Source organism: Marinomonas sp. UCMA 3892 (assembly GCF_012726345.1).
In the GTDB taxonomy this organism is placed as follows: domain Bacteria; phylum Pseudomonadota; class Gammaproteobacteria; order Pseudomonadales; family Marinomonadaceae; genus Marinomonas.
Genome location: NZ_PTXN01000009.1, coordinates 139,100 through 158,446 on the forward strand (window position 1 = coordinate 139,100; position 19,347 = coordinate 158,446).

A 19,347-nucleotide genomic window follows, 5' to 3' on the forward strand; every position below is an offset into this window, starting at 1 on the left:
TGCTTACTCCTTAGAGAACGAGCGAATATCAAGCTGTCTGTGGAACCAGTTCACATAACCAGACACATTTTTCTGCATAACAACGTCTAAAGTTGGTTGCCATAGTGGAATCATAGGTACTTCATCGGTCGCGATGTCAATCATGCGTTTCACATTCGTGCTGTATTCAGGAGCATCTACTGACATTTTTAGAGTTACATCAACTAGCGATTTCATCTCATCATTATGGAAGTTCATAGAGTTAAACAAATGACCATCTAGGTAAGCCCAGAAGAAGTAGTAGTCTGGGTAATTTAACCAACCACCAAAGTTCTTCATGTGTAGTTCAAGACCTTTTTCGACCAGTGCTTTGGTTCGCCAGCTAGCACCAGGAATCTTATTAATTGGCGCATCAATACCAATTTTGCCAAGATTTTCTTGTATCAATAAAGCCGTTGGCTCCATCCATTGGGCAAAGTCTAAGTTCATCGATAAAGGCACACTAAAACCATTTTCGTAACCAGCTTCAGTTAACAAAGCTTTAGCCTTATCAATATTGGTTTTATATGGAAAAGGCTGAGGCCAAACTGCGGATTCAGCCTTACTGCTTTCACGGCCCCACATGGGTTTGCCTAAGCCATAAGCTGCTACGTCAAAGATTTGTTGATAAGGCAATGCATAAGCTATTGCTTGGCGAACTTTAGGGTTGCCGAAAGGCTCAAAGTTTAAATTCAGACCAATAGCATGCAACGTATTATCAATAGTCGAGCTTGAAACTTTTAGCTTAGGGTTAGACATCAACTCTTTCACGTCTTTAGATGGAAGATCTAATGCTACATCCGCATCTCCACGCTCGACTAACGCTCGTCTTGTTGAAGAGCTTGGTACATCACGAACAATGACTCGGCTCATGGCCGGCAGGTCACCATTTTTCCAACCATCAAAACGTTTATAAATTAGTTGCTGACCAGGCATCCAGCGTTCTAGCATATATGCGCCGCCACCAGCTGGAGTTTTGTGTAGATATTCAGTTGCCCATGGATCATCTTTGGTAATATGCTGCAAAGCTACTTTAGAGTTGATCACAATTGGAATGGGTACTGCTAAATCCGGCAGTGTTAACTTGTTCGCCTCCCCCATGATGACTTTAAAGGTGTGTTCATCAATCACTTCAAACTGCTCAGGAGAGGAAAGGCCCCCAGCTTTCATTTGTACTGTTGGAAAACCACCTAGGCTAACAGCACGGTCGAATGACCACTTTACATCTGCAGCGGTCACCAGAGTACCATCCCAGAAAGTAGCATCTTCTCGAAGATGGAATATATAAGCAGTTCCATCGTCGACACTTTCCCAATGAGTGGCCAATTCTGGAATGATTTGTGTCGAGTCTGATTTTAAATTACCTTCACCTTCACTTTTAATCCCAAAAGAGACAAGGCGATCATACATATTTACAGCTACTTGGTAGCTAGGCCTGTTGGTGCCCGCGCGATGAATATCTAAGCTATTAATACTAGTGCCCGACACAATCACCAAGGTTTCGTCACGACTGTTGGCATTTGCATTTGTCGTCAATCCACCCAATAGTGACATGGTAAATAGGCCGTAACCGGTCATTTGCTTTAATATGTTAACTTTACTTTTCTTTTCCATTGCAGCGTTCCCCAATTGGATGAAATACAGTTATTGGTTGTTAACACAGAAGTTACGCCAACCACCAAAATGACTGATGTCTTGCGCGTTTTCTATAGCGTAGGATTCACATAAGAAACCTTTAATTTCTTGGCCACTTTCAAGCTCAATTGTGCCAATTGATAATGGAGCTTTTACATCATTTAAGAAGTCAGCCATTTTATGTTTAGGTAAAGCCCATACCTCCAATTCGATGGCGTAACCCTGTTCGCTTTGCAGCATACCTGGCCGTGTCGGGGTCATCGATGACAAGTGAAATAAACGATATTTAGGCTTAGTTTTGGCGCTAAACAGGAACTTCGCACCACGATCTGTAAGCTGGTAATTAAGTGGAAGCGAATTCATATGGGCGCCAACAACCGCGATATTAATGCTCTCAGAAATATCAAGTGCCGCTTGATGTGGCTTAATTGTCTTTTTGACAGCCCATAATTTGGTGGTTTGCTCTGTTTGGTAAATTTGAGCCAGCTGATGAATATCAAGATCTTTGCCACTATTCGCGATCAAAGTAATACTGGAAGGCGCACCATCATCTTGGCTCAATCCCGGTACGGTAATCGCACACATATCAAGTAAATTGACAAAATTCGTGTACAAACCCAAGCGGCTATTGGCTGCTACAGGTTCTTTTTCTATCTGCTCAAGTGTTACAAAGCCAGGAATAGATGGGGTACAAATTACATCGATGTTTTTTAATAACTTTGTTATTTGTAAATCCAGCTCTTTTAATCGGTACTGAGCATTAAATAAATCAGTAGCGGAGAACTTAGTTGCTTGTGAAACGATAGCGTAAGTCACTGGGTGAAGGGAGCTTGGAGACTGATTAATAAATGGACTTAATGCGCTATAACGTTCCGCAACCCAAGGTCCTTCATAAAGCAATTTTGCGACTTCATAAAAAGGTGCAAAATCTATTTCAACAATCTCAGCACCAGCTTGTCTCCAGAAGTCGAGCGCTTTTTCGTACGATGACTCTTGAATTTCGTTGTCTAATTCTCTAGTTGCAACACTTGGAACCCCGATTACCATGCTTTTGATGTCGATTGGGCTTAGCTTGAATGCAAAGTCTTTCGAGTAAGCTTCTTGATCATCGTAAGCCACACAAGACTTGAATACTGTTTGAGCATCTTCAACAGTCAGAGCAAAAATTGAAATGGTATCTAGTGTTCGGCAAGCAGGTACAACTCCTCGGTTAGACAAACTCCCTAAAGAAGGCTTGAGGCCCACAATATTATTTAAAGCTGCTGGGACTCGGCCAGAACCCGCCGTATCGGTGCCAAGCGAAAATGCCACCTGACCATGAGAAACAGTAACCGCCGAACCTGAACTTGAGCCACCTGGAACATAGTTTGAGTTAACTGCATTTTTAGGTACAGGATGTGGAGTTCTTACACCCACTAAACCAGTAGCAAACTGATCAAGGTTAGTTTTACCAATAACAATCGCTCCAGCTTGTTTTAGTAAAGATACAACAAACGCATCTTCCTTTGGGTAATAGGTATAATCGGGACAAGCAGCTGTTGTTGGCATACCAGCTACATCTATGTTGTCTTTTACGGCAAAAGGAATCCCCCACAAAGGCTTGCTTTTAAGGTCAAACTCACCTATTTCAGCGATGGCATCATCTAATTTCTGCTGAGTTGCTAAATGAAGATAAATCCCTTCATCACCTGTTTTTTTAATTCTATTTAAAGACTCTTTGATCACATCATGCACACTTACACCTGCAGTATAAGCATCATGAATAGAATCTATCGTAAAAAGTAAATGACTCAACATACAAACATCCAGCTCAAAAATTTAATGTTAAATCTAGTTAATCAATACGCCGTGAAACTGTATAGTGCTAATATTGCAGACACGTGATGCAAAATATGCACACCTTGTTAATACTGGAAAACAACATGAAACAACTTATTGACTTTCGATATTTTCAAACTATTGCCAAAACAGGCTCAATACGAAAAGCTGCAGACAAGTTATCTATTACTTCAACAGCCCTAAACAGACGAATCATTTCTTTAGAGGAAGAGGTAGGAGAAAAGCTATTTGAACGTCATTCATCGGGTGTTACCTTGACATCCGCTGGAGAGCTTTTTCTTAGTCATATTCAGAAGCAATTAGCGGATTTTGAAAGGGTAAAAAGTCAGATTTCAGACTTGCAAGGGGTCAGGCGTGGCCATGTAAATCTTGCATGTAGCCAAGCCTTATTAACTTCTTTTTTTCCACAACAAATTGCAACTTTTCGAAAAAAGCACCCTGCTGTGACGTTCAGTGTTTTTCAGCGAGACAGGTTATCTGCAGAGGCATCTTTGCTCGATAATAGCGTTGATCTTGCTATGATTTTCGAGCCGATTTATATGCCTGAAATGAAAATATTAATGTCGAAAGAACAACAACTTTACGCCATTATGCAAAAGGATCACCCCTTAGCAAGTAAAGCTGAATTGAGACTAAGCGAATGCTCTGATTACCCTTTAGCCTTACCAAGAAAAGGCATAGGCGTAAGAGAGATAATAGATTTTAAAGCAAGTCGTAGTGGATTAGATGTTAAGCCTTGCGTCGAATCAGATAGCTTTGAATTTTTACGTAATCACGCTATGAATGAAGGCAGTGTCACCTTCCAAATTGAAATAGGTATACCGCAAATCCTAGATCAACTTAACTTAACAACCCGCCCTTTATCAAAATCAGATCTTTCAGTTGGATGCATGTACTTGATCCAAAAGAAAGACCGAATTCTACCTGTAGCAACCGCACTATTCTCAGAGCAATTAATTAACGCTCTATCAGAATAAAATAAGTGTTCGTAGTATCTTTAGGTAAGCTATTTAAATTATCAACGGCTATCTCTATACCACTTACACTAATCATTAAGCTCATAAAAAAGAAACACTTAAGTTGCCTTATATAAAAATAGCAACACATATGTTTCTATATATTTAAAAGCAACTTATTAGTTTCCTTATGATAAACCTACTACAACAAATCAAACATCGCCGTTTAGCACTGAAACTCAAGCAGAATGACATGCTAATGCGTATTGGCATTTCTAGGCAGCAATACCAGCGGCTTGAAGCAAAGGGCAACCCAAGACTCGATACGCTTGAACTGATTGCTAAGGGCCTAAATAGCGACGTCATGTTGATTCCAAAAGAAAAGCTGAATGCTGTTTTAGCGGCTCTTGAAAGTGATGGTAACAACACATATTTACCGCACAAACAGCCTGATCATTCTGATGAACAAAAAAAACTATCGGATGATCCATGGAAAGGATTACTAGAAGATGGAGACGAAAATGACAACGGAAATTAGTGTTCTTAAGTTGACGTTACATGGCCATCTAGTGAGGTATTTGGCAGGGGCAAGAAATGGATAACGCCAGAAGTCTTTGGCCAAACGCGCTGAAAGACCTACCTATAAATGAAGAGCACAAACAACACCTAAAAGCTCATTGGCAAAGACTTCATGAGGACTTTCGGGTTTAATATTGTATATGGAAGGCTGCGCAACAACATGAAAATGCAAGTCTGAAATTGTGGAACAGCCGAAGCTTTTTACATCAAATAGTCGCTAGCACTTATCCGCCCACCTTGTTACAAATTCCACATCGCCCGTACCCTAATGCCCTATTGATGTCACATTACGATAATGCGCCAATTGATCACAACATCAAGAGTACGATCGATCAGCGTTTGTAAATCCTTTTCCAACGCAAAATTACGCTGTTCAACGGCAGATAACTTATCGCCAGAAATATCGAAAATGGGCATGCTAGTCTTCCTTTACTTCTGTTCTATTTTTATCTGCGCCCGATTGTTCATCATTTTAGATTTAATGAGAAGCCCATTTATTAACAACCACAAAGTCACCATGGTCATCTCCTGCCTCATTAAAACTTTTTGATTTAGCCTCAAGCATACTAATCGGCATAGGTATAATATTTGTTAACTCTTCTCTTTGGGTGTGATCATGGGGCTCTAAAAAGCCACGGTCATAAATTAACCCTCCTTTTACAGTAAAGAGACCGCGATCATGCATAAATCCAGAACCATTATCATCTACACTGTAAAAGAATAATTTTCTCTCATTAATCATATTAACCATAAATGACTCAAAAGCTGGTTGCATAATCCTCCATGCAGAGAGCTTGCCTTCTTTTGCGTAGATATGAAACTCCACATCTGGCTTTTGACAAATTTCCATCATAGCTTTAAGAGTTTTCTTACAGCCATTATTCGAAATATCAAAGTAAGGGTCATAGAGAGTCACTTTTTCAGCATTAAGTAATAAAGCTCTCGCAGCCAGCGCCAGTGAATCCGCACAGCGAGGAAACATTGTGGAATAGCTCATATCGTTGTCGGCAATCGACTGGATACTATCTAAATAGATGTTATTTTCACGCATATTTCTATCAATTAATTTATGGAAAGAGCGTTCAGAGTGACTAACCCAAGCAGCTTCACTCCAGTCTTGATAAGCACCATAGTTACGTCCAAAATTTGATAACAAAATGTCTTTATTAGCCGTAATCTTCTCAACAAATTGCTTCCGCTCTATCTCATTGCCTGTCAAAGAGTCCAAACAAGATTTAATCCACTTTTTAGGAAAAAGTGAAATTAAAGCCCCTTTATGAAAACCAAATCTTGCCTCTAGTAAGTTTATATCGTGAATTGAACGAACCTGTTCTGGTGATACAGCAAATTCAAGATGCAACATTAAAATAGCTCTCCCACTCTCTCATCGAAGAAGCCATTCGGCCAACGTGTATCAAATTCACCTTCATCCGTGGTTTTTATTGGAATAAAGCGCGTTTTTCCTTCTATCTGTTCACAGAAAATAATTTGAACATCACTTTTAAAACAGTCATATGACTCATTATCACCTTCAGACGTGTCTCTACGCCGCTTTAATAACCGCAATAATAAATGTTCACTGTGGCTCTCTATTAAAAACATTTTATTAGGGTTACTTCGCGTTGCGTTTAGTAACATATCGCCTAAAGCTAACTGCCATTTGGGATGAATATGGAGCTCAGGTTGCTCGCAAGAGACAATAGAACCGCCTTCCATCGAGGTTGCCACAATAAACGGAAACACCTGCGATATACCGACCCCAATATCCGTTGGCAATAGGCGAACCCCACTAGCAGTCTCTGTAATAAAAACGCGTTTTTCCAATTGAGGAAATTCGCCAAATTGATCAACCGAAAATTGATAATTGGTGTTCAAGAAATCAGGGGCTTGAAATACCTTATTAACCCGAGACTGAAGAGCATCATTCCCATAAGCAAACGCATCCCAACCACCTGATCCATCAAACCAACGCTCTTTTCTGAAGCGTTTGTTTGTGACCGCTGAGCGGTTAGGGATGGTTCTAATTGGACCAATATGAAAAAGTCTTTCGAGTTTCTTGATGAGTATTTTTAGAGGAGCCAATGATGACTGAGACAACGCCGCTTCACAAAACATCTGAGCTGCCGCTGCGTTGTCTTGAAAAAGGTCTTTCCAATCTAAAGGTGCACTTGATAAATCTAGCCTTTGGTTAATCCTTGGAAGTGCATCTCTTTGATCTAAAGGGACCGACTCCCAAACTGCCGTTGAGAATAAATTCTCGGCTTTGAAAGACTCATCAACCTCCCAATGAGGCAATGGTTCGTAAAATGAAATGACTGGTTGCCGACGCCCTGCTTGCGAGTCAAATCGTATGTATGTTTGACCTTGGCTAAAACATTCATATCGACTTACAAAAACAACTTCACGTAGACGGTCCCATTTTAAATCAAGCTCAAACGTAATAGAGCTAACAGCCATGTCTGGAGAAATTTCTAGCGTGTTTTCAAGCCACCAGCGCTCAGAATCAGAAAGGTAGTCATCAAATACATCATCTTCATTCGTAAAATCTAACGTTGCTCCAAGTGTTATCGTTCCTGATGATTTTTTGCCATGAACTAAATTATGAAATCCACCAAAGTATAAGGATTCACCAGCGATGGAACTGTATTCGGCGTCTAGGTTCCGTTTTGCCAATACCTCATAAAGATAAAGCATCGCCTGTAAAAGAGTGCTTTTTCCGGTGCTGTTCGCACCAAAAAACAACGTGATTGGTGCAAGGGGAAGTGTTACTTTCTTATCAATCCCTTTGAATCCACCGACTATTAAAGAGGTAATATTCATACGCTTCCTTGTTTTTGTTTCTGAACTATTACTTATTTATAAAAAATAGTGTTTTTATCTACCTCCCTTGTATAAACAGGACCAAGGGAGAAATTAGCAGGGAGTGGGTCTGGCTCCGATTAAAGCCCCCCAGAGAAGGCTTTTTGGCTGAGTACAGCTATTTGATTTTTTATTTCATTGGATGAAGATAAACAGTGTTCATTCATAATTGATATATTATCGTAAATATTCTCATACTTTTTCTGGATATTTAAAGGTGGTATTGGGATCATTAAAGTTCTTATATCATTGAAATTCAGTCCAGCTTTTACAGCTGATTTATTTTTCATTTGAAACTGTTTAACACCTCCGTCCGAAGACAAATATGCAGATAAGAACCTAGAGTTTATTTTACTCTGATTGACTCGTAAGAGTGCTAAATGCTGATTAATATGACCTCCTGCAATTTCATCATTTACTACTGCTGAACGACCTAAGTCAGCGGTAATAGATAATAAAACATCTCCTATCTGAACACGTGTACGTGTAGACTCAGCACCATCAGGGGCGTTTACATAAGCCATATCCTCTAGAAGAAGTCGATTCTTTGATACATTTTGAATCCTTATAAATTTACTTCCTTGATCCGAGTAGTATTGTGCCCATCCACGCGACCCGCTAGTTAAAAACTCTAGACAATCTTCTAGTGGCCTTATATCCCACCCCTTGGGATTGGTCACCGGATCACCAAACATATCTAAGAATACGGAACGTAAAAAATCGTCGGCGAGTTGGATAGCTTGCTGGCGTTTGCGGCGCACACTGTCGGCTTTATCTAAAATCGCGGCGATTCGTTTTTGTTCTTCGAGTGGTGGTAACGGGATTTCAGTTTCCCTAGCACGACTAATTGTATAAGTACCGACGGTTGCACCACTTGAGTTTTGAATAAACCTTTGTACCGTAGGGCTAGCAATAGCATATTGAATATATGAAATATCAACATCAATTTTTTTACGAAGTTTTATAACGCTTGCATCTTTAAAATAGAACCTTTCACCTTTTTGCACTGCATAAGTCAAACCTAAGGTGCCGACGGCAGTGATTAATATATCTCCTTCTTCCGGTGCACCAAACTTCGCTTTGTATTCTTCATACATTGCTTCATCGATGAATAAATCATTATCAACTTTTCCTTCTCGTGAAAGCACAGCAATTTCTCTAGCTCGGTAAAAAGGAATACCTTCTTCCCTCCAATCTTTCTGATGAACGCGCTTACTTGAAGTAATTTCAAATATGTCCCCTAACTTCACCATCGGCCAACTCACAGCATTCCCTCCAGTTCTTTTAGGTCTGCCATGATGTCGTTTTCCAGCGCCATGAGTTTGCCAAGGATGACTTTCGGGTCTTCATAATGCTCTTCTTCGTAAACCACTTCTTTGTAGCGGTTGATGGAAAGATCGTATTTGTTGCTGGCGATGTCGGCGGCATCGACGACGAAGGCTTTTTGGGTTTTGTTGCCAAACTGCTGCTGTATTTGCTCTGGTGTGGCGTTGTCGAGGACAAGCTGGCGGTAGGCTTTCCATTTGGCGATGGCGTCTGGCAAATCGTTAGTGCCTTCGCCTTTTAGTGGCGTGCGTTTATCGTCAAGGGATAGGCCATCGGCTTGAAGATCGTAGAACCAAACCCGCTCGGTGGTGCCGCCTTTGGTAAAAAGTAGAATCGCGGTGCTAACACCGGCGTAGGGTTTAAACACGCCGCTGGGTAGGCTGATAATGCCTTCGAGCTGGTTGTTCTCAATTAACTCTTTACGTAGCTGCTGGTGAGCGTTAGAAGAACCGAATAACACGCCATCTGGCACGATCACGGCGGCACGGCCACCCAATTTGAGAGAGCGTAAAATATGCGCCACAAACAACAGCTCGGTCTTTTTGGTTTTCACCATGCTGAGTAATTCTGGGTTGGTGTTGGTTTCGTCTAAGCTGCCTTTAAAAGGCGGGTTAGCTAGGATCACGTCAAAGAAGTTTTCTTCCTGCTGCGGAAAGTTCTCACGAATGGATTTGTTAAGTGTGTCTTGGTATAACACATTAGAGCCGTTTACCCCGTGTAGCATCATGTTCATGCTGGACACACGCAACATGGTGGTATCGAAGTCAAAGCCCCAGAACATGTCGTCGCTGATGTGTTCGCGGTAGTTTTCCAGTAGGTCGCCAGGGTAGTGTTGATTGCCTTCTTCGTCCGCCCAAATATTTTCTGGGCTGGTGTGTTTACGATTCAGGTATTCCATGGTGCGCGCTAAGAATCCGGCCGTACCACATGACGGATCACAAATGGTGTCCCATGGTTGCGGATCGATAATTTCAATCATAGCGTCGATAATATGACGCGGTGTGCGAAACTGGCCGTTGATGCCGGCGGTAGTCAGCTTACTAAGCAAGTACTCGTAGATGTCGCCTTTCACGTCGCTTTGGTTCAGCGGTAAGGAATCCACCATTTCTAACGCAGCGACCAGCACAGATTCGTTTTTAATTTCAAGATCCGCGTCTTCCATGTAATCACTAATGTGGCCCATGGCTTTGACTGGGGTATCGTCACCTACTTGGTCTATGTCGGCCACTTGGCCCAGTTTGGAAAAGTAAGGATAGACTTCGTTTTTCAGGTGTTTATGCAGATCCTTCCCAGATAAGTTTTTGAAGTTTTTCCAACGCAGTAATTGACCTTCTTTGGTGTCCGGAAAAAGACGCACAAAGGCTTTGCCTGTACGGTTGGCTTTACGTTCTTCCGCTTCTTCCTGCATGTCGAGCATACGGGCAAACATCAGGTAACTGATCTGTTCAATCACGGTCAAAGGGTTAGTAATCCCCCCTGTCCAGAATTTTTCCCATAGTTTGTCGATGTCGTTACGGATTGGTCCGGTTAGCATAAGGTCTCTCTTGTATATCGTGTTTTAAACTGAAGTCGCTTGATACGCCGCGCGCTGCTCTTGAATGCGGAGTATGTGTTCACGCTCGCGCTCTAACTCTCGTTGGAGCTCTTCTTCAGTCGGTAAAGTGGTGGTGTATTTTGAGGCAAACAGTTGTTTGCTCTCGTTGAGTACAGAATATTTGGCAACCGTGTTATTGCGCTCGCTACACAAAATCAAACCAATGGTTGGGTTATCATCGTGGGCACGCTTTTGCTCTTCGTACATGCGAACGTACATATCCATTTGCCCCACATCTTGGTGGGTCAGCTTGTTCATTTTTAAGTCGATCAACAGAAAGCATTTTAAATGAAAGTTATAAAATACTAAGTCGATGTAGTAATCACCATCTTCGGTACGAATGCGCTGCTGACGCTCGACAAACGCAAAGCCTTTGCCTAACTCCAAGAGGAATTTTTGCAAGTTGTTAATGATGCCCTCTTCTAAGTCGCTTTCCTGATACGTTTTGTCCTGAAGGTTCAAAAAATCGAGAATATACGGATCACGCAGATAATCTTGCGGCGAGTCTCCTAGCGGCGCTGTTTTAGTAGCCGCTTCTTGCGTGAGTAATTGTTTATCTTTACTCGCTAACAAGCGCTCGTAATATAACACACCAATTTGCCGTTCTAGTGCTCGAACGCTCCAACTTTGTGAGACGGCCTCTTGGGCATACCATGTGCGGGCAGCACTATTTTCAACACGCGCCAGTATATTGTAATGTGACCAACTCAATTCGAGAGACAGTGTCTCTCGAATTGGAAAGGCAAAATACATGCGGCGCATATTGCGCAAATTGGTCGTGTCAAAACCTTTGCCAAACTCATGCGTTAGTCGTTTGGAAAGCTGTTGCAGCTGTTGTTTACCGTATTCAGCACGCACTTGTCCTTGTTGCTCTTGCTCGACGATCAAACGCCCTATTTCCCAATACGCCACCACCATTTGATGGTTAATGGTTTTTTTAACCTGCTGGCGTGCTTGATCGAGCACACTTTTAATTTGCGCAAACAGTGCGTCGTTTAGATTAGTTATTGGCCCCATATTGAACATCCTGTTTGATAAAGGGTTTAAGTACAGAAACTAGGTCTTCAACATCTGCTTCTTTAAATACACCATCGACACCATTTGGGCTGACACTTGTAAAAGGCGCTTCATATAGTTTGGCAATGTCGATAAAACCATAGTTGGTGATATAAGTTTTGAGTAGATCCATAAAGCGCACTTGTTGGGAAGTCAGATTCGGGTGACGATGCACAAAGTCGGTGAAGTGCTCACTGACTTTCTCTGGCTCTAGCCCAACCAATTCTTGCAAGGTGATATGCAGTTGATCGGCAGTACGACCATAAAATTCGTTCAGGGCATCCAAACTCACTGTAGGGTGCGTGGTTAAGATGGTTGAGGTTAGATTTTTTAGGTCGTCTTCCGAAACAGCCTCATGGGCTTTGATTTTTTGCAGTATCGGGTTCGTCGCAACTAAGTTGTCTAGCAGCTCTTTGGCTCGTCGGCGATAAACGCTCACTTCATCTCTGTTATAAAGTTTATGCTCACGCACGTTGGTGACTACTTTGCCATCTTGTGTACGAGTTTTTAGTGGGTCATAACCGCCACTGGTATCACTCTGACGGAATTTCATAATGCTGCGTAGTTGAGTTCGAGCGTTTTCTAGCTTAGTTATACTAGGGGCTTGCCAGAATTCAGCACTGTTTACTTCGTCGATGATGGCTTGCTTTTGGCGAACCGCTTGAATGTTAACCGCTAAGGTTGATATTTGCTCGATTAAGGTGTCTCGTCCATCTTCAAAACTTGACGACTGTTCAATAAAGCTGGTTTCCACGACAGCCATTAAACGATCCAATTGTGTTGCATGCTTATCTTTCAGTGGACGAACCGCCATCAGTGGTGCCACCGTTTCAGATAACAAATGCTGTGTTGTTGCATTCAGCTTTTGCAAGCTACCGGTTTGCAGAAGCGTGTCTACTTGCCGCAACTCTTTTCGAACAGCCACACTGTCTTTTGGTAAGTCCGCTATATCCGCTTTAATGAGCTCAATCGCAGTATCAAAGCCTTCTCGGTGACTATATTTAAGAGCCTGAATTGCTAGATTTACACGAGCCTCGAAGCAGGTTTGCAGTAACGGCTTGCCGCCCACATCTTGAGGTTCTTTATATTCTTGCTCGAAGAATTCAAAATTACCGTAGTGATCGAAAATCAAAAACTCTGTTTTATCTTTGCCTTTACCAAACAAGTTTTTACATAAGCGCGTTCCACGGCCAATCATCTGCCAGAATTTGACCGACGATTTAACCGTTTTCGCAAAGACGAGGTTCACCACTTCTGGCACGTCGATGCCTGTGTCCAACATATCCACCGAGATCGCGATACGGAATTCGTTGTCGCCTTTTTTAAATTCTTTGATCAAGCTCTCTACATGGGACACTTTGTTATGAATGACTTTACAAACTTTGTTGCCATATTGTGGGTAGAGCTTGCAGAAGAGTTTTTCTAAATGCTCTGCATGTTTTTGGTTATTCGCAAAGACAATCGTTTTACCAACTAGGGAGTTGGTTTCATCCTTGATGCCATAATTCATCAAGTTTTCAAGAATCTCTTGGTCGGTTTTTTCACTAAAAATTTTACGCCCGATGTCTTTACCTTGGTACGAAACATTTTGTGCTTCGTCAAAGCCAAGATCGTCTTCTAACTGGCGTTTTTGATCGTCGGTTAGGTCGTTGTAATGAATACCATCACGAAGAAATTCTGTGGTGACGTCTTTGACTTTGAAATCCACTAAATAAGGTGGCTCATGTTCGATGGCTTCTTTTAAGCCAAATTGATACGTCGGGTCTGTGGTTTCACAGCCAAACATGTCAAAGGTATTACGGCTGATGAATTTGACTGGTGTAGCAGTCAACCCCACCTGTAGTGCATCAAAATAATCAAAAATGTCACGATAGCGGTTGTAGATACTGCGGTGACTTTCATCGGCAATGATCAGGTCAAAGAAGCCCACATCAAGCTGAGCAAAGCGGTTCATCATGCCGGGATAAGTGGACACGTAAATACGTGCATTTTCGTCAATCTTATTGGTTTCACCAATTTCACAACGGGGTTCGCTGGGTAAATTGTTTTTAAAGGCTTCACTCGCTTGGGTACGCAGCTCTTTGCGGTCACAAAGAAACAACACGCGTTTTGCCCAACCAGCGTTTAGCATAAGATCTGCAAGCGCAATGGAAACACGGGTTTTACCTGTGCCCGTTGCTTGGATAATCAAGGCTTTACGACGCTGTTCTTGGAAAGTATGGGCAACCGATTTGATGGCGTTGATTTGATACAGACGATCGGCAATATTTAAATTGGGGTTATTTTGTTCTATTTGGTTATCACGGTACTGGCGTTGGTAAATGAGATAATCCAGACTGTCTTTACTGTAAAAACCATAAACAATTCGCGGTGCATTGTATTGTGCGTCGTCCCAAATAAAAGTCTCGTAGCCATTAGTGTAGAAAATCACTGGGCGCTGGCCAAACTGCTTTTCAAGCGAGTCAGCATAGAGCCGAGCTTGTTCTCGCCCCGCTTGATCTGAGCTATTGCTAGAACGTTTCGCTTCGACGACGGCGAGAGGTTTGCCATCGCTGCCCCACAACACATAATCTACATAGCCCTTACCTGATGGGTTGTTCGGAAAAGCGACTTCTACTTCAATACCCACATTTTCAGGATCAGAAACATTCCAGCCAGCTTGCACCAGCATAGAATCAATTAAAAGCTCGCGAGTTTTCGCTTCGTTCCATTGCAAACTGTCAGCAACGGCTTGACTTTCTTGCTGGCGTTTAAGTTGATCTGGATAAGCAGGTGCATCTAGATACTTAAGGTTTTTTGTACGCTCTTTTTCGATCTGCTCAAGCAGCTCGTCATTGAGCTTTTTCTGCTTATCTAATTCTTCTTTGTATTTATTGATGGATCCAGACAGGGCAATGGCATCAGCACGATTGTCTTTTATGTCAATAAACGCAGGGATACTTGCCTTTTTCTTCATGTAGTATTTTATGGCAAGGTAACAGGCGAGCTGATGCGCAATCCCCAATGCCATGAGAGCCGTTCGTAAATCTCCTTCCCCACCATGTGCCGTTTCATTGCCTTGGGTACGTAGATAATTCAACTGATGAACAAGTGGTTTTGTCACACAGTTTTGGAACACAGTGTCACGTACCATGGTGTTCAAGGTTGATTCGGGTAAACGAGGCAGGCGCTCTTCTTTATAAATGGCCTTGGTCAGCTCCTCCGCAAAAGCGCGAAGACGTGTCAGTGCGCTGCCCGGATCAATAAACAACACGGCTTCAGCCAAACCCGCAAGGTTTGCTAATGCCTCGTTTTCAGGACGAAGAAACTCAAAATTTTGTGATTTCATAAATAATATTGTTTTCATACTCGTGCTATAGCGAAAGCTGTGCCAACTTCTATTTCACGTCGTATTTATCCATCCAGTTGGTTAGTGTTTGGTAGTTTTTAAGTCCTAATAACTCAGCCGCTTTGGACTTGCTGCCATTGGAATGCGCCAATGCTTTCGGAATGTAATGCCGTACCAAATCAGAAATAATATTTTGAATATCAATACCTTGTGAAATATCCTTATCTAACAAGCTGGTATTATTCTGAGGTCTATCAAACAAGGCTTGTTTGATGTCATCAGCCGATATTGCGTCTTCGCTACTCCATAGAGAAGCTCGTAATAAAGTCGATCGTAACTCACGTATGTTACCCGGCCATGATTGCGACAGGATAATATTTTTTGCATTTATAGAAATTTTTTTATCTGCCAGAGCAACATCTTGTTTTGCCATATCCATTAATAATGCATCGGCTAGTAAACTTATATCGCCTTGCCTTTCCCGTAATGGAGGCAAAGACAACACTCCCACAGCAACACGATAAAAAAGGTCTTCTCGAAAATGTCTGTCATGGATCGCTTGCATCAAGTTTCTGTGAGTGGCCGTAATAACACGAATATTCACGCTTTCCTCTTTGACTGCTCCTACTGGCGTAATAACACCTTCTTGTAGAACTCGCAGCAACCTAACCTGCACACTGGGTTCAAGCTCACCAAACTCGTCTAAAAAAAGAGTTCCGCCATTTGCTTGCTGGAAATACCCTTGTCGATCAGCTGATGCGCCCGTAAAAGCGCCTTTTTTGTGACCAAACAACATGGAGTCCACCAGCTCAGAAGGAAACGCACCACAGTTCACTGCAACAAACGGCTGACCTGCACGTGGGCTAGCATTGTGAATGGCTCTGGCAAACAGCTCTTTCCCCGTTCCTGTTTCGCCTTGAATCAATACAGGCACTTCACGCTTAGCCAGAATTTCAGCTTGATGCTTTAAGCGCTCCATCACAGGGTTTTGGGTAATAATGTTTTCAAACGCCGCACTGGAACTGACACCATCATTAGTAAGTTCTGTGAGTTGTGTAGAGGTTAATTTGGTGGCTGACGGAGTGTATTCAGCAGAAATCTCAAAAGGTATTTTTACCTCTTGTGCACCTTGCTCTTTGCTGGATTGATAAAAGCGAGCAGAGTACTTCGTCTTCCCCAGCAAAATCCAAATGGCTTGCATAGCAGGCGTACCAGGACTCAATAAAATAGAGATATCAACATTTGCTTTTTTAAAAGTACTAAGGTGCTTATCAGCAGCATGAAATATGGATTCGAAATCCACAGGAGAAACTAATGTTTCTTGATAACTCTCTATTGCATCAACCGTTTGGCGTTTCAGCCACTCGATATAGGGAGTACTCCTAGCTTTTGGGTATGAGCAAAGAAGAATAACTCGATCAAAGGAAAAGTTTGCCAGCGTAGACGATATAGGTGCATCTAATGGCATATCAGAGATAGCAGCCCTTAAATCTGTATCACCAATCCATGAAAAAAGTACTTTTTCCGCCACAAATACATCCCTAATAAAAACAACTGTTTACAGACTGTAAAGACTACTACAGTTTTTTACTAGGCACATCTCCAGAACAATAAAGTTAAGACAACTAATTTCACTAATATATAAAGTGGCATAGGGCAAAAATCAGATACAAAAAAGCCCCGACGCTGTGAATGATCACTAACTGTCGAGGCTTTATAATTTGGTAGGACTAAGCAGATTCGAACTGCTGACCTCTACCATGTCAAGGTAGCGCTCTAACCAACTGAGCTATAGTCCTAAAAAGTGTTGGCTATTATACGCAGAGGTTTGCTTTTGACAAGCCCTCATTGGTATTTTTTGAAGCCTTTGTTTTAAAACTATTATTCACTAACAGGAACAAGCAGTTCGTGGCCAATCACTTCGTCAATTAAGCCATAAGGCACTTTATATTTTTTGTCTTTGAATCGAACCAGTGCGTAGTCATAACACATTTCGATCACTGTACAATTTACAATAACGCCGTTATCAATAACGCGAACAATGTTGTAGTTCCTTAGCGTGATGGCCATTTAAGACTCCTCTGTTATTTTATGATTCACCGACATCTTTTAATTTTCGTTGAAGCTGGCGAATCTGATCTCGATAACCCGCCGCTAATTCGAATTTCAATTCTTCCGAGGCTAGCATCATTTCTTTTTGCAGTTGAATCATGGCTTTACGAACTTGAGCCACGTCTTCCATACTTTCCACTTGGTAATCTTTTGCAGTCTCGGCCACTTTCTTAGTTTTGTTACTGCGCTTGCCAGCACCGGGGTTATACGCCCCTTCCATGATGTCTTCAACGGATTTAGTGATACCAACTGGCGTAATACCATGCTCTTCATTGTACGCTTTTTGTTTTTCGCGGCGACGATCCGTTTCACTGATCGCCCTCTCCATGGATCCTGTAATACGATCAGCGTACAAAATCGCTTTACCATTCACGTTACGAGCAGCACGACCGATGGTTTGAATAAGTGATTTTTCCGAGCGTAAGAAGCCTTCTTTGTCAGCATCAAGAATTGCGACAAGGCTAACTTCTGGAATATCCAAGCCTTCTCGCAGCAAGTTAATACCAACTAACACATCAAACTCACCAAGACGCAGATCACGAATGATTTCTACACGTTCGACAGTATCGATGTCCGAGTGCAAATAACGCACACGGACACCATGATCACTTAAATAATCACTTAAATCTTCCGCCATGCGTTTAGTTAAAGTAGTCACTAATACGCGCTCACCAATCGGTGTACGTAGATTAATTTCGGATAGCAAATCGTCCACCTGAGTCGCCACAGGTCGCACTTCTAAAATAGGGTCTATCAAGCCAGTCGGCCGAACGATTTGCTCAACAACCCAGTCCTGATGCTCTTCTTCGTATTTACCCGGTGTCGCAGACACAAAGATTGTCTGTGGTTTAATCTGTTCCCATTCTTCAAATCGCATAGGTCGATTATCTAGGGCAGAAGGCAAACGGAAGCCATATTCGACTAGGTTTTCTTTACGAGATCTATCGCCTTTGTACATGGCGCCGATTTGTGACACGGTAACGTGAGATTCGTCGATAACGAGCAAAGCATTGGCTGGCAGGTAATCGAATAAAGTTGGTGGTGGTGAGCCCTCTTCACGGCCTGACAAATAACGCGAGTAGTTTTCGATGCCGTTGCAGTAGCCTAACTCCTGCATCATTTCTAAATCATATCGAGTTCGTTGATCAAGACGCTGCATCTCAACAAGCTTATTCATCGATTTAAGCTGCTCAAGACGTTGATCTAATTCCACTTTAATACGTTCAATTGCCGCTTGTACAGTTTCCTTTGGCGTCACATAGTGGGTTTTCGGGTAAATCGTCACCCGAGGAACTTTACGAATGGTTTTGTTCGTCAACGGGTCGATCATCGACAAGGTTTCGACTTCATCATCAAATAGCTCGATACGAATCGCGGTGTCTTCGGAGTCCGCTGGAAACACTTCAATAACATCGCCACGCACACGGAAATTACCGCGCTCTAATACCAAATCGTTGCGGCTATATTGCAGCTCTGCCAAACGACGCAACACATCACGCTGATCAATACGATCCCCACGATCAAGATGTAACATCATTTTTAAGTAAGATTGCGGGTCGCCCAGACCATAGATCGCCGAAACCGTAGCAACAATAATAACGTCTTCACGCTCTAGCAAGGCTTTAGTCGCTGACAGTCGCATTTGCTCTATGTGCTCGTTAACTGATGCGTCTTTCTCAATAAAGGTATCTGACGCAGCCACATAAGCTTCGGGTTGGTAATAATCGTAGTAAGAAACAAAATATTCGACAGCGTTGTGGGGAAAGAATTCTTTGAATTCGCCATAAAGCTGTGCCGCCAAGGTTTTATTATGCGCCATGACGATGGTTGGGCGCTTAACTTGCGAGATAACATTGGCAATAGTATAAGTTTTACCTGAGCCAGTTACCCCAAGCAGGGTTTGATGAGCCAAGCCCGCTTCAACACCACGAACAAGTTTCTCTATGGCCTTTGGCTGATCGCCTGCGGGTGAATAAGATGAAACAACCTGAAACTCTTGCGACACGGATATTTTCCCTTAGCTTTACAATCGACTTAATAGATTA

General features: G+C 42.3%; 14 protein-coding genes and 1 tRNA gene. 2 read left to right on the forward strand and 13 right to left on the reverse strand.

The features are described from left to right. Window positions 1-3: 3 nt before the first annotated feature. Together B6N13_RS14160 and atzF are read right to left on the reverse strand one after the other, a co-directional pair. Window positions 4-1,632, reverse strand: coding sequence for an ABC transporter substrate-binding protein (locus B6N13_RS14160; protein ID WP_248280341.1), 1,629 nt, complete (start codon window positions 1,630-1,632; stop codon window positions 4-6). Window positions 1,633-1,662: 30 nt separating this feature from the next. Continuing rightward, on the reverse strand, window positions 1,663-3,450 hold the full coding sequence (atzF, locus tag B6N13_RS14165) for an allophanate hydrolase (RefSeq protein WP_169459732.1): 1,788 nt from the start codon (window positions 3,448-3,450) through the stop codon (window positions 1,663-1,665). Window positions 3,451-3,575: 125 nt separating this feature from the next. Between atzF and B6N13_RS14170 the strand changes: the two genes are divergently transcribed. Continuing rightward, on the forward strand, window positions 3,576-4,469 hold the full coding sequence (locus tag B6N13_RS14170) for a LysR family transcriptional regulator (RefSeq protein ID WP_169459733.1): 894 nt from the start codon (window positions 3,576-3,578) through the stop codon (window positions 4,467-4,469). Window positions 4,470-4,638: 169 nt separating this feature from the next. Beyond that, on the forward strand, window positions 4,639-4,986 hold the full coding sequence (locus B6N13_RS14175) for a helix-turn-helix transcriptional regulator (RefSeq protein ID WP_169459734.1): 348 nt from the start codon (window positions 4,639-4,641) through the stop codon (window positions 4,984-4,986). Between the two features lie 323 nt (window positions 4,987-5,309). Here the strand turns inward: B6N13_RS14175 and B6N13_RS23585 are convergent, their stop codons facing one another. From B6N13_RS23585 to uvrB, 11 genes are all read right to left on the reverse strand, one after another. Further along, window positions 5,310-5,444, reverse strand: coding sequence for a hypothetical protein (locus tag B6N13_RS23585; protein WP_282434083.1), 135 nt, complete (start codon window positions 5,442-5,444; stop codon window positions 5,310-5,312). A gap of 61 nt (window positions 5,445-5,505) precedes the next feature. Next, on the reverse strand, window positions 5,506-6,390 hold the full coding sequence (locus tag B6N13_RS14180) for a hypothetical protein (RefSeq protein ID WP_169459735.1): 885 nt from the start codon (window positions 6,388-6,390) through the stop codon (window positions 5,506-5,508). Further along, the gene (locus tag B6N13_RS14185) at window positions 6,390-7,847 is read right to left on the reverse strand and encodes a DUF3696 domain-containing protein (protein WP_169459736.1); all 1,458 of its coding nucleotides are present in this window, start codon (window positions 7,845-7,847) and stop codon (window positions 6,390-6,392) included. The genes B6N13_RS14180 and B6N13_RS14185 overlap by 1 nt, the downstream gene beginning before the upstream one ends. Window positions 7,848-7,966: 119 nt before the next feature. After that, window positions 7,967-9,151: a restriction endonuclease subunit S gene (locus tag B6N13_RS14190; protein WP_169459737.1), complete on the reverse strand. Its 1,185-nt coding sequence runs from the start codon at window positions 9,149-9,151 to the stop codon at window positions 7,967-7,969. Continuing rightward, complete coding sequence (locus tag B6N13_RS14195; RefSeq protein WP_169459738.1) at window positions 9,148-10,746, reverse strand: class I SAM-dependent DNA methyltransferase; 1,599 nt, start codon at window positions 10,744-10,746, stop codon at window positions 9,148-9,150. Before B6N13_RS14195 ends, B6N13_RS14190 begins: the two co-directional genes overlap by 4 nt. Window positions 10,747-10,770: 24 nt before the next feature. After that, window positions 10,771-11,823 (reverse strand): PDDEXK nuclease domain-containing protein, encoded by a 1,053-nt coding sequence (locus tag B6N13_RS14200; RefSeq protein ID WP_169459739.1) that lies wholly within the window; start codon window positions 11,821-11,823, stop codon window positions 10,771-10,773. Further along, entirely contained in the window at window positions 11,807-15,190 is a 3,384-nt protein-coding gene (locus tag B6N13_RS14205; RefSeq protein ID WP_169459740.1) for a DEAD/DEAH box helicase family protein, read from the reverse strand. The genes B6N13_RS14200 and B6N13_RS14205 overlap by 17 nt, the downstream gene beginning before the upstream one ends. A gap of 49 nt (window positions 15,191-15,239) precedes the next feature. Then, window positions 15,240-16,721, reverse strand: a complete 1,482-nt coding sequence (locus tag B6N13_RS23415) for a sigma-54 dependent transcriptional regulator (RefSeq protein ID WP_169459741.1) — start codon at window positions 16,719-16,721, stop codon at window positions 15,240-15,242. 191 nt (window positions 16,722-16,912) lie between these two features. Next, window positions 16,913-16,989: transfer RNA gene (locus B6N13_RS14215), tRNA-Val, on the reverse strand. 82 nt (window positions 16,990-17,071) lie between these two features. Beyond that, window positions 17,072-17,260 carry a hypothetical protein gene (locus B6N13_RS14220; protein ID WP_048814087.1) on the reverse strand — a complete coding sequence of 63 codons (189 nt, stop codon included), beginning with the start codon at window positions 17,258-17,260 and terminating at the stop codon, window positions 17,072-17,074. Window positions 17,261-17,279: 19 nt separating this feature from the next. Beyond that, window positions 17,280-19,307: an excinuclease ABC subunit UvrB gene (gene uvrB / locus B6N13_RS14225; protein WP_169459742.1), complete on the reverse strand. Its 2,028-nt coding sequence runs from the start codon at window positions 19,305-19,307 to the stop codon at window positions 17,280-17,282. Window positions 19,308-19,347: the final 40 nt, after the last annotated feature.

Excerpts from the sequence above, each read along its gene's own strand:
- B6N13_RS14160 (WP_248280341.1), bottom strand. The coding sequence starts at position 1,632 with ATGGAAAAGAAAAGTAAAGTTAACATATTAAAGCAAATGACCGGTTAC.
- atzF (WP_169459732.1), bottom strand. The coding sequence starts at position 3,450 with ATGTTGAGTCATTTACTTTTTACGATAGATTCTATTCATGATGCTTAT.
- B6N13_RS14170 (WP_169459733.1), top strand. The coding sequence starts at position 3,576 with ATGAAACAACTTATTGACTTTCGATATTTTCAAACTATTGCCAAAACA.
- B6N13_RS14175 (WP_169459734.1), top strand. The coding sequence starts at position 4,639 with ATGATAAACCTACTACAACAAATCAAACATCGCCGTTTAGCACTGAAA.
- B6N13_RS23585 (WP_282434083.1), bottom strand. The coding sequence starts at position 5,444 with ATGCCCATTTTCGATATTTCTGGCGATAAGTTATCTGCCGTTGAACAG.
- B6N13_RS14180 (WP_169459735.1), bottom strand. The coding sequence starts at position 6,390 with ATGTTGCATCTTGAATTTGCTGTATCACCAGAACAGGTTCGTTCAATT.
- B6N13_RS14185 (WP_169459736.1), bottom strand. The coding sequence starts at position 7,847 with ATGAATATTACCTCTTTAATAGTCGGTGGATTCAAAGGGATTGATAAG.
- B6N13_RS14195 (WP_169459738.1), bottom strand. The coding sequence starts at position 10,746 with ATGCTAACCGGACCAATCCGTAACGACATCGACAAACTATGGGAAAAA.
- B6N13_RS14200 (WP_169459739.1), bottom strand. The coding sequence starts at position 11,823 with ATGGGGCCAATAACTAATCTAAACGACGCACTGTTTGCGCAAATTAAA.
- B6N13_RS14205 (WP_169459740.1), bottom strand. The coding sequence starts at position 15,190 with ATGAAATCACAAAATTTTGAGTTTCTTCGTCCTGAAAACGAGGCATTA.
- B6N13_RS14220 (WP_048814087.1), bottom strand. The coding sequence starts at position 17,260 with ATGGCCATCACGCTAAGGAACTACAACATTGTTCGCGTTATTGATAAC.